We start from the raw sequence: 11301 nt of genomic DNA on the forward strand, positions 1-11301 counted from the left end.
ATGCTCCCCTGATAACACGCTATAAACCAATTCATCCCCGATGTAGCAACATTTCAGCAATACGGCGCATAAAAAAAGCACCACCCGGTATCGCGACCGGATGGTGCTCTTTAAAGGACAGAAAGACGAGCTTCTGTAACCTGACGTCCTGCTACCGGAAAACGGCTTCCGGCGACAAGGGGAGTCACATTACATCATGCCGCCCATACCACCCATACCGCCCATGCCACCAGCACCTAAATCAGGCGCATCGCCTTTCGGCAGGTCGGTCACCATACATTCGGTGGTAATCATAAGACCAGCGATAGAAGCTGCATACTGCAAAGCAGAACGCGTTACTTTAGTCGGATCCAGAATACCCATTGCGATCATATCGCCGTATTCTTCGGTGTAGGCGTTATAACCGTAGCTGCCTTCGCCCGCTTTAACGGTATTGGCAATCACGGAGGCTTCTTCACCGGCGTTGATTACGATCTGACGCAGCGGAGACTCCATTGCGCGCAGCGCAACTTTGATACCCACGTTCTGGTCTTCGTTATCGCCTTTCAGGCCAGATACACTGATAGAAGCCGCAGCACGAATCAGTGCAACACCACCACCTGCAACAACGCCTTCTTCAACAGCGGCGCGAGTGGCGTGCAGCGCATCTTCAACGCGTGCTTTCTTCTCTTTCATTTCAACTTCAGTCGCGGCGCCAACTTTGATAACGGCTACGCCACCCGCCAGTTTAGCCACGCGCTCTTGCAGTTTTTCTTTGTCGTAGTCAGACGTTGCATCTTCAATCTGCTGGCGAATCTGAGTCACACGACCCTGAATTGCCACTTCATCACCCACGCCATCAATGATGATGGTGGTGTCTTTGTTGATAACAACACGTTTAGCCTGACCCAAATCTTCCAGCGTCGCTTTTTCCAGCTCCAGGCCAATCTCTTCAGAGATTACGGTACCCGCAGTCAACGTCGCGATATCTTGCAGCATAGCTTTACGACGGTCACCGAAGCCCGGTGCTTTCACCGCAGCCACTTTCACAATACCGCGCATGGTGTTCACTACCAGTGTCGCCAGCGCTTCACCTTCAACATCTTCTGCAATGATCAGCAGCGGTTTGCCCGCTTTCGCTACGGCTTCCAGTACTGGCAGCATTTCACGGATGTTGGAGATTTTTTTGTCGGCAAGCAGAATGAACGGGCTTTCCAGTTCAATAGAACCAGTTTCCGGCTTATTGATGAAGTACGGAGACAGGTAGCCACGGTCAAACTGCATACCTTCAACTACGTCCAACTCGTCTTGCAGGCCTGTGCCTTCTTCAACGGTGATAACGCCTTCTTTACCTACTTTCTCCATCGCTTCTGCAATCAATTTACCCACGGTTTCGTCGGAGTTTGCAGAGATGGTACCAACCTGTGCGATTGCTTTAAAATCAGAGCAAGGGACAGATTGTTTTTTCAATTCTTCAACAGCAGCAATCACTGCTTTGTCGATGCCGCGCTTCAGATCCATCGGGTTCATGCCCGCAGCAACAGCTTTCAGGCCTTCAGTGATGATGGACTGAGCCAATACGGTTGCGGTCGTGGTGCCGTCGCCTGCTGCGTCATTCGCTTTAGAGGCAACTTCTTTCACCATCTGTGCGCCCATGTTCTCAAACTTGTCTTCCAGTTCGATTTCACGTGCAACAGATACGCCGTCTTTAGTAATGGTCGGTGCACCGAAGGATTTATCCAAAACTACGTTACGGCCTTTCGGGCCCAGGGTAACCTTCACTGCATCAGCCAGTACATTCACGCCGCGCAGCATTTTTACGCGAGCGTCATTACCGAATTTTACGTCTTTAGCTGCCATGATGTACTTCCCTTAAATTCGTTCAGTTCAGATGATTACGCGCAATTACGCTTCAACAATTGCCAGAATGTCGCTTTCAGACATGATCAACACTTCTTCGTTATCGATCTTTTCTGCTTTCACGCCATAGCCATCATTGAAAATAACGATGTCGCCCACTTTCACATCCAGCGGCTTCACTTCGCCATTTTCCAGGATACGTCCGTGACCTATGGCCAGAACTTCACCACGGGTAGATTTACCAGCAGCGGAACCAGTCAGTACGATACCGCCAGCAGATTTTGACTCGACTTCTTTGCGCTTGACGATCACGCGGTCATGCAATGGACGAATATTCATTGATAGCTCTCCTTTGAGAAAGTCCATATCGGTTTAGGATAAACACCGACTATGTTTTCATAATCGGCCTTGTGGTGTTCTAAGTGGGGGCGTTTCTTAGCCCTTCAAGGGAAAAAATTCATTTTTTTTGCGTTAGGCGGCTACGCGTTACCAATAGCAGATAAAAAATAAGGATTATCAATATGATAATCCTTATCTGCTTTTCAGACTGTCGCGACGTTAACGGTCATCCCGATCGTCTCGGTGTTCAATATTTCCGCGCCCGCCGTCCTTGCGTTGGTATTCACCTTCAAAGGTGTTCCCATCGGAAGGCGATGCACTGGAACCGGAACGCCAGATGTGCAAGTGAGGCATCAGCTTTAACGTCAGGCTTTTCTGCACAGGCGGCAGTAACAGCAACAGCCCCAGAAAATCAGTCAGGAAGCCCGGAATCAGGAGCAGGAAGCCAGCCAGCACCAACGAAACGCTTTTTACCATTTCAGCCGCTGGGCTTTCACCTGCCGCCATTTTCTGCTGCATCTGCACCAGCGTTTTCATCCCCTGATTGCGCACCAGCGAAACGCCCAGGCAGGAAGTGAAGACGACCAGCAACAGAGTCATGGCGACGCCCATCACTTCAGCCACTTGAATAAACAGCGATATCTCGATGTAAGCTAAAAGAAAAATAAGTAATAACGGTAACCAGCGCACCCGGTTCTCCTGTGTTTTTTTACGCGTACTGTCGTTAATAAGAACGCGTATTAATGAAAACGTGTTAAGCCATCGCGATTGAAAATCCAGATACGCTTTACTCCCTATGGATTAGGTAAAGCACGCGCCCTGCTCTGCGATCCGGCACATCATGATTTAGTTAAATGGGTGCGCCTTTGCACGTTTTCAAGCCGCCATCCCACGATTATTGTTCTAAAATAATGACTCGTGACTACAATCACAGTTCATTTACCGTAACGGTAGAGAACGCCAGTATAGTGATCTAAACACCTGTTTTTCACTGTCGTAACGACATATCCTCACGGCAATGGATATATGGTTGGTCAAACATCCCAATACTATTGCCGAGAGAAGACGGTTTATCCGTAGTCGCGCTATTTTCCGAAGTAAGGCGTTTTCCGAAGTAAGGCCATCCGAAAAACCAGCCCACAACGTCTAGTCACATCACTAGTCGTACAACAGGATAGGAATTTTCATGTCAGAAAACATCCGTATTGAAGAAGACCTGTTAGGCACCCGAGAAGTTCCCGCAGACGCGTATTATGGCGTTCATACGCTGCGCGCCGTCGAAAACTTCTATATCAGTAATAATAAAATCAGTGACATTCCCGAGTTCGTACGCGGCATGGTCATGGTGAAGAAAGCCGCCGCGCTGGCGAACAAAGAGCTGCAAACTATCCCGAAAAAAATCGCTGACGTCATTATCCGCGCCTGTGATGAAGTGCTGAATAACGGCAAATGCATGGATCAGTTCCCGGTAGATGTGTATCAAGGGGGCGCAGGTACGTCGGTCAACATGAATACCAACGAAGTATTAGCCAACATTGGTCTAGAACTGATGGGCCATCTAAAAGGCGAATACCAGTATCTGAACCCCAACGATCACCTGAATAAATGCCAGTCCACCAATGACGCCTACCCTACCGGATTTCGTATTGCGGTCTACGCAGCCATACTGAAATTGACGGATGCGATAGCGAAGTTGAGCGATGGCTTCGAGCACAAAGCCAAAGAATTTGAAGACGTTCTGAAAATGGGGCGGACCCAGTTGCAGGACGCCGTGCCGATGACCCTCGGCCAAGAGTTTCATGCATTTAACGTGCTGTTGCAGGAAGAAATCAAAAACCTGCTGCGCACGTCAGAACTGCTGCTTGAGGTCAATTTAGGTGCTACCGCGATTGGTACGCGTCTGAACACACCGGACGGCTACCAACAACTGGCGGTGCAACGTCTGGCGGAAGTCAGCGGACTGCCGTGCGTGCCAGCAGAAGACTTAATCGAAGCCACATCAGACTGTGGTGCCTATGTCATGGTGCACAGCTCGTTAAAGCGTCTGGCCGTGAAGCTGTCGAAGATTTGTAATGACCTGCGTTTGCTCTCTTCCGGCCCTCGCGCTGGCCTGAATGAAATCAACCTGCCGGAATTGCAGGCGGGTTCCTCAATCATGCCCGCCAAGGTTAACCCCGTGGTGCCGGAAGTCGTCAATCAGGTGTGTTTCAAAGTCATCGGTAACGACACCTGCGTGACCATGGCATCGGAAGCCGGGCAACTCCAGTTGAACGTGATGGAGCCAGTTATCGGTCAGGCGATGTTTGAATCAACCCACATTCTGACCAACGCCTGCTACAACCTGCTGGAGAAATGCGTCAGCGGCATCACCGCTAATAAGGGTGTCTGCGAAGCCTATGTTTTCAACTCCATCGGAATTGTGACGTACCTGAACCCGTTCATCGGCCACCACAATGGCGATATCGTCGGCAGAATCTGTGCGGAAACAGGAAAGAGCGTGCGCGAGGTCGTACTGGAGCGAGGTCTGCTGACAGAAGCTGAGCTGGATGACATTTTCTCCATCCAGAACCTGATGCATCCAGCGTACAAAGCCAAACGCTACACTGACGAAAACGAGCTTCCTTAACACCGACATTTAATTTTTTCAGGCACGTCCGTTCACGAAGAACAGCGTGCCTTTATTTTTTGCCGCATACAGCCATAAGAATAAGTTATGAAATTTTTATTATTAATTAAGGAGCATAGTCATGCTTGGTCTTGAGTTATTCATTGTTCTGCTCGCCATCTATTTGGGGGCACGACTAGGAGGCATCGGCATTGGTTTCGCCGGTGGCCTAGGAGTGCTTGTACTTACGTTAGGGTTTCAGATAAAACCCGGCGTAATCCCTTTTGATGTCATTGAAATTATCATGGCCGTTATCGCCGCCATCGCTGCCATGCAGGTGGCGGGCGGAATGGATTATCTGGTCAGTCTGGCGGAGAAACTGCTGCGCAAACACCCTAAATACGTCACCTTTCTCGCACCGCTGGTCACCTACTTCATGACGATTCTGGCAGGTACCGGGCACACCGCATTTTCCACTCTGCCCGTTATCGCTGAAGTCGCCAAAGAGCAAGGCATTCGCCCTTCTCGCCCACTCTCCATCGCCGTTGTCGCCTCGCAAATCGCCATTACCGCCTCGCCAATCTCTGCGGCGGTGGTGTTTGTCGCCGGTATTCTTGAACCACATGGCGTCAGCTACCTGCTGCTGTTAGGGATTTGTATTCCTACCACGTTAGCCGCGATCATGTTGACGGCGATTGTGACTAACTTCCTAGGCAAAGAGCTGAAAGACGATCCGATTTATCAGGAACGTCTGAAAAAAGGGGAAACCACGCGGCGCGGTAATAGCCAGCATGAGATCAAACCGGGCGCCAAGCTGTCCGTGGTGCTGTTCCTGATTGGTATTATCGCGGTCGTTCTGTATGCGACGGCAATCAGCGGCACCGTTGGGCTGATTCAGAATCCAGTTCTGCCACGTAACGAAGCGATTGTGGTCTTCATGCTGACCATCGCCACGCTGATTTGCATCACCTGCAAGATCGACACCTCACGCATCCTCTCAGCCAGCACATTTAAGTCCGGCATGAGCGCCTGTATCTGCGTGATGGGCGTTGCCTGGCTGGGCGATACCTTTGTTAAAGCGCATATTTCCGATATTCAGGACACCGCAGGCGCACTGCTGCAAAGCTACCCGTGGATGCTGGCCATCGTGTTGTTCTTCGCCGCCACGCTGCTTTATTCTCAGGCGGCAACGGCGAAGGCGCTGATGCCTGCCGCGCTGCTGCTGGGCGTATCTCCGGTCACGGCGGTGGCTTCTTTTGCTGCCGTTTCTGCCCTGTTCGTTCTGCCTACCTACCCAACCCTGCTGGCGGCGGTGGAGATGGACGACACTGGCTCAACGCGTATCGGCAAGTTTGTGTTTAACCACTCCTTCCTGATTCCCGGCGTGATCGCCATTACGCTGTCGGTGATATTTGGCTTTATCCTCGGCAACATCCTGATCTAAAGATTGCCCTTCGAGCAGTACCTCGCGGATCGGCCTGACAGGTCGATCCGTATCATTTCCCTTCGAGCAGTTCATTCCCTTCAAACAATAAAGCAAGGTATAGTGTGGCTCTGGTTAGCTGGGATTTTGTTCATCTGACACGGAGGATATGATGTCTGACCGCCCGCTTTGCGATGCTGTCGTCATATTATGTACCGCACCTGACGATGCCTGTGCGCAACGGCTTGCCAACTCGCTGCTGGAAACGCGGCTTGCCGCCTGTGTCACCCTGCTGCCCGGTGCCCGTTCGCTCTATTACTGGGAAGGCAAGCTCGAACAGCAATCAGAAGTACAAATGCTGATAAAAAGCGACACCTCACATCAGCAAGCGCTGCTGACTCATCTGAAACAACAACACCCTTATGATACGCCGGAGCTGCTTGTCCTGCCGGTATCTGGGGGCGATAGCGATTATCTGACATGGCTCAACGCATCTTTACGCTGATTTTCCTGTTATGGACAGCTGTCGGCACACCCCATGTGGCCGCTTCTTCTTTTGGTCAGAAACTGTTCGGCAACAGCACGACGTCACGGTTTCTACCCGTCGATGGGGCTTTCGCCTTTGAGTTTCAGCAGCAGGGAAACCAGCTCAATCTGCGCTGGGACATCCATCCTGATTACTACCTGTACCGCGCGCAAATCAAGATCGAAGGGAACGGCGCTACGCTTGGTAAGGTGGAGTTGCCACAGGGCGAAAGCCATAATGACGAGTTCTTCGGTCAGGTCTTTATTCTGCGGGATCGATTGGCGCTAGCGGTTCCGATTGAACAAGCCGAAAGCGGTGCGACCGTCAAAGTGACCTATCAAGGCTGCGCTGATGCGGGTTTCTGCTATCCACCAGAAACGCGTACCGTACCGCTCAGTCAAGTGCTTGCTAACGTAGGTACGGATGCACCACTCAATATCACATCGAGCCAGACCGCACCGCCGCAGACAACGCCCATGCCGTTCTCACCGTGGTGGGCGCTGTTGATTGGCATCGGCGTCGCCTTTACCCCCTGCGTCCTGCCGATGTATCCGTTAATTGCCAGTCTGGTACTGGGCAGAAAAGAACAGCTGACGCCGCGCCGCACGCTGCTGCTGTCGATGACTTATGTTCAGGGTATGGCGCTGACCTACACGCTGCTCGGGCTAGTTGTCGCTGCCGCAGGATTACGCTTTCAGGCGGCGCTCCAGCATCCATACATTCTGATTGGCCTGTCGGTGATGTTTGCCGCACTGGCGCTGTCCATGTTTGGACTTTATACGCTCCAACTCCCGTCATCGGTACAAACCCGGCTGACAGAGTGGAGCAACCGCCAGCAGGGCGGTTCCGTCACTGGCGTATTCTGCATGGGCGCACTGGCAGGTCTGATTTGTTCACCCTGCACCACTGCCCCGCTTAGCGCCATCCTGCTTTACATCGCGCAGAGCGGCAACATGCTGGCAGGTGGCGGCACGCTTTATCTCTACGCGCTTGGTATGGGCTTACCACTCATTCTGGTCACGCTGTTCGGCAACAAACTGCTGCCACACAGCGGCCCGTGGATGCAGTACGTTAAGGAAGCCTTTGGCTTCATCATTCTGGCGCTGCCTGTCTTCCTGCTGGAGCGTATTCTCGGCGAGGTCTGGGGAATACGCCTGTGGAGCGCATTGGGCATCGCCTTCTTCGGCTGGGCGCTCATGCTGACGCTGCGCAGCAAAAAAGGCTGGATGCGTGGCGTGCAGTTGCTGTTACTGGCAGGCGTGGTGATCAGCGCCAAACCGCTGCAAGATTGGGTATTTCCCTCGGCTAGCGTGGCGCAAACCCACACATCAGCGTTGAACTTCGCTCCTGTCGCTAATATTGCCGATCTCAACAGCGCGCTAGCAAAGAACAATCAGCCTGTTATGCTCGACCTTTACGCTGACTGGTGCGTTGCCTGCAAAGAGTTTGAGAAATACACGTTCAGCGACCCGGTGGTGCAGAACCATCTGTCGCGCATCACGCTGCTACAGGCGGATGTTACCGCTAACCGCGAAGAACAGAACGCGCTGCTGAAAAAGCTACAGGTTTTAGGATTACCGACTATCGTGTTTTTTGACGCTCAGGGGAAAGAGATCCCCGGCTCGCGCGTCACCGGCTTTATGAATGCTGAACAATTTCAGGCACATTTGCAGAAGTTCAGCCCATAAACGACACTTTCTATTCGATTTTTGTGCTTCTGGAGGAGACCTAATGCAACGGGAAGATGTTCTTGAACATGCGCTTACTCTACTGGAGCAGCACGGATTTGCCATGACGACGCTGGATATGCTGGCGGAGAAACTGGGTGTTCCTGTCGGGGAACTGACACCATTTTGGCCGGATCGGGAGGCGCTGCTGTACGACGGCCTGCGTCACCACAGCCAACAGGTCGATACCTGGCGGCGTCAGTTGCTACTGGACGACGAGAAAAGTATCGAGCAAAAGCTGCTGGCACGCTATCAGGTGCTGCATGAGTCGGTGAACAAACAGCGTTATCCAGGTTGCTTGTTTATCGCAGCGTGCAGCTTTTTCCCTGATATCAATCACCCTATCCACCAAATTGCAGAACAGCAGAAGCTGGCTTCCTACAGCTACACTCGCGATTTGCTGGAAGAGCTGGAAACCGACGATCCCGAGATGGTCGCACAGCAGATGGAACTGATTCTGGAAGGCTGCCTGAGTAACCTGCTGGTCAAACATCAGGCCGCCAGCATCGCCACCGCCCAACGGTTAGCAGAGGATGTATTACGCTTTGCGCTGTGCCGCAAAAACGGCGCGTTGACCTAAGCGAGCATGCCTGCCCAGGAGGAAACGAACAGACACAGCGCCATCAGGCGCTGAAAGCGCACCATGGCAACGGTGGTGCGAAACACTCTGTTCACGGCCTTTCCCAGCCCTGCCCAGCACACCAGACAGCCCATCGAGATAATCAAAAACCACAGCGCCATTATTGATATCTCCCGCAATGCATGCTCCCCCGCGGGGGCGAACAGGCTGACGACAGCCAATGCCATCATCCACGTTTTCGGGTTAATCACCTGTAACAACGCCGCTGCGCGAGCCGTAAAACGGTTATGCGATTCGCCAGAGAGATTAACCGCTGGCGCCCTGAATAACTGCCAGCTCATCCAGCTTAGCCACAGCACACCAGCCCAGCTCATCACCTGACGAACCACCGGATACTGATGCAGCATCTCTCCCGCGCCAGCTCCAGAAATCAGGACGATAGCGCTTGCTGCCACACAGGCACCGACCACCGCAGGTAGCGTGTTTCTCACGCCATGGCGCTGGCTATTGGTTAAAATCAGGATATTTGTTGGCCCCGGCGTTATCGAGGCGACAAATGCAAACAGCAGAAACGGCATCAAACTCACAGGTCACTCCTTTTTTAAGAGCCCTGACTGTGCCGCTATTTTCTGGAAACGTCTGGAAGGTTTGTGCACAACCGACGGTAATGGGCAGGCGTGATCCGATACGCCCGCTGAAACCAACGGCCAAGATGGCTTTGATCGGAGAAACCTAAGGTCGCAGCCACGTCGGCAGGCTGCTCACCACATGCCAATCGCTGTCGTGCTTTCGCCAAACGCAGCTGGATAAGCCAGGCGTGCGGAGCAAGATGAAATTCACGTTTAAAGCAACGTGTCAGCGTGAAGCGATCGGTGCCCGTCTCCCGCGCGAGGTCAGACAGACCGATATTTTCGCCCAGATGCGCATAAAGATAATCGCGTGCGCAATGAGCCACCGCCGTGCTTTGCAGCTGCGAGGGTAACCTTTTTCGCCAGTGACAATGTGCGGTAATCTGTGAGAGCAGGTTATCCATAGCGCTCTGCTGCACAATTTTCATTTCATCGTTGTGAAGCGTGGCGAACGTGTCGCCAATCGAACGAATCAGCGGTGGATCACGTGTAAGTGTTTGCGCAAAATGAAGCGAGTAACTTCCTGGCATGGAAGCATATAAACCGTGCAGCGCATTGGTCAGCCACTGCTCATCGAGATAAAACGTCAGATAGGTAAACCCGCCATCTACTGGCGCGTCACCGTCGTGGATTTCACCCGGCTCCAGCAGAAAGGCGTCGCCAGGACGACTATGATGTCGTTCACGGCGACAGTGAAACTGCTGCGTACCGGAAAGCGTCACCCCCACGAGGTAGCTGTCGTGCCAGTGTGGATCGTAGGCGTGCCCCTCAAAGTGAGCCTTGATCGTTTCAATTCCCGTATCTGCATGCTGACGTAGCTCAAGCCAGTCGTTCGCCATCTCGCTCCCCTCTTTTCGCTATCAGCATTACCCGTTCATACGCATCAATCTGGAAGATTTGTGCAAAATTGACACCTGCCCGATCAGATTGCCGTAAAGTTAAGCAGTTGAACAGCTTTTCCCTAAATAGGGTTGACGATCATACGGGATTAAGGTTTAATGCGCCCCGTTGCCCGGATAGCTCAGTCGGTAGAGCAGAGGATTGAAAATCCTCGTGTCCTTGGTTCGATTCCGAGTCCGGGCACCACTAATTTAAAGAAACCAGCCTAACGGCTGGTTTTTTGCTTTTGGGGATTGGGTTCTGAACTGGGTTCGGCTATGTGTTATAGCGTGACGGCCATACTTGTTCAGGTGATGAACCTAACGCTTCCGCAATCAGCCGTTCCCCTTTGGGCCAGTGCCTTTTCAGCGCATTTGCCAACGTGGAAGAAGCCAGCCCAGCGTTACGTGAAACCGCCGCCAGCGATGTTCCCCGCTTTTTCAGCGCAGCAATAATATCGGCAGGATGCCAATCTTGCTCATTCATTCGGTCACCTCATCAATAAATTTCACCCCGTCCGCGGTGCGTATCCAGCGCGGTGCTTTCAGCCCTGCGGCAAAATAGCGAACCAGTTCCCCTAACAGCACGGTCAGCGTCCGCGCCATATTTTGCGGTAACACGTAACCTACTATCAGTTGAGCTGAGGGTACCCGTTTCCATTCAAGGTTTATATTTTTCACAATTTGTCGATTGATAATCGACAAATCATAAAATAATCAAACTTAATCTTGTTATGCAGAACGGATGAACCTAA

Annotated in this window: 12 protein-coding genes and 1 tRNA gene; 6 read left to right on the forward strand and 7 right to left on the reverse strand. The window is 52.2% G+C overall.

Annotated elements, in window-relative coordinates; all coding sequences use genetic code 11:
- Positions 1-189 precede the first annotated feature (189 nt).
- The 3 genes from groL to DUT67_RS19265 form a co-directional block, all read right to left on the reverse strand.
- Positions 190-1839 (reverse strand): chaperonin GroEL, encoded by a 1650-nt coding sequence (gene groL, locus DUT67_RS19255; RefSeq protein ID WP_011092243.1) that lies wholly within the window; start codon positions 1837-1839, stop codon positions 190-192.
- Positions 1840-1884: 45 nt separating this feature from the next.
- Entirely contained in the window at positions 1885-2178 is a 294-nt protein-coding gene (locus tag DUT67_RS19260; protein ID WP_011092242.1) for a co-chaperone GroES, read from the reverse strand.
- Positions 2179-2397: 219 nt separating this feature from the next.
- Complete coding sequence (locus DUT67_RS19265) at positions 2398-2868, reverse strand: FxsA family protein (protein WP_113632117.1); 471 nt, start codon at positions 2866-2868, stop codon at positions 2398-2400.
- Between the two features lie 496 nt (positions 2869-3364).
- Between DUT67_RS19265 and aspA the strand changes: the two genes are divergently transcribed.
- The 5 genes from aspA to DUT67_RS19290 all read left to right on the forward strand — a co-directional run bounded on the left by aspA (position 3365) and on the right by DUT67_RS19290 (position 9039).
- Positions 3365-4804, forward strand: a complete 1440-nt coding sequence (aspA, locus tag DUT67_RS19270) for an aspartate ammonia-lyase (protein WP_113632118.1) — start codon at positions 3365-3367, stop codon at positions 4802-4804.
- A gap of 121 nt (positions 4805-4925) precedes the next feature.
- Positions 4926-6227: an anaerobic C4-dicarboxylate transporter gene (locus DUT67_RS19275; RefSeq protein WP_048258637.1), complete on the forward strand. Its 1302-nt coding sequence runs from the start codon at positions 4926-4928 to the stop codon at positions 6225-6227.
- A gap of 151 nt (positions 6228-6378) precedes the next feature.
- Positions 6379-6711: a divalent cation tolerance protein CutA gene (gene cutA, locus DUT67_RS19280; protein ID WP_014914061.1), complete on the forward strand. Its 333-nt coding sequence runs from the start codon at positions 6379-6381 to the stop codon at positions 6709-6711.
- Positions 6687-8420, forward strand: coding sequence for a protein-disulfide reductase DsbD (locus DUT67_RS19285; protein WP_113632119.1), 1734 nt, complete (start codon positions 6687-6689; stop codon positions 8418-8420). The genes cutA and DUT67_RS19285 overlap by 25 nt, the downstream gene beginning before the upstream one ends.
- Before the next feature lie 43 nt (positions 8421-8463).
- Positions 8464-9039, forward strand: a complete 576-nt coding sequence (locus DUT67_RS19290) for a transcriptional regulator (protein WP_048258634.1) — start codon at positions 8464-8466, stop codon at positions 9037-9039.
- On the opposite strand, the gene DUT67_RS19295 is transcribed toward DUT67_RS19290, so the two are convergent.
- The gene (locus DUT67_RS19295) at positions 9036-9626 is read right to left on the reverse strand and encodes a LysE family translocator (protein WP_113626352.1); all 591 of its coding nucleotides are present in this window, start codon (positions 9624-9626) and stop codon (positions 9036-9038) included. The two genes, DUT67_RS19290 and DUT67_RS19295, sit on opposite strands and share 4 nt — an antisense overlap.
- A 35-nt stretch (positions 9627-9661) precedes the next feature.
- Positions 9662-10507, reverse strand: coding sequence for an AraC family transcriptional regulator (locus DUT67_RS19300; protein WP_113626353.1), 846 nt, complete (start codon positions 10505-10507; stop codon positions 9662-9664).
- 171 nt (positions 10508-10678) lie between these two features.
- Here DUT67_RS19300 and DUT67_RS19305 point away from each other — a divergent pair.
- Positions 10679-10754: transfer RNA gene (locus DUT67_RS19305), tRNA-Phe, on the forward strand.
- Between the two features lie 69 nt (positions 10755-10823).
- Here the strand turns inward: DUT67_RS19305 and DUT67_RS19310 are convergent.
- Positions 10824-11033, reverse strand: a complete 210-nt coding sequence (locus DUT67_RS19310; RefSeq protein WP_048258541.1) for a helix-turn-helix transcriptional regulator — start codon at positions 11031-11033, stop codon at positions 10824-10826.
- Positions 11030-11167 carry a hypothetical protein gene (locus DUT67_RS19315; protein ID WP_189315191.1) on the reverse strand — a complete coding sequence of 46 codons (138 nt, stop codon included), beginning with the start codon at positions 11165-11167 and terminating at the stop codon, positions 11030-11032. Before DUT67_RS19315 ends, DUT67_RS19310 begins: the two co-directional genes overlap by 4 nt.
- Positions 11168-11301 lie beyond the last annotated feature (134 nt).

The sequence above is a fragment of the Pectobacterium peruviense genome (genome assembly GCF_003312355.2).
GTDB classification, from domain to species: Bacteria; Pseudomonadota; Gammaproteobacteria; order Enterobacterales; family Enterobacteriaceae; genus Pectobacterium; species Pectobacterium peruviense.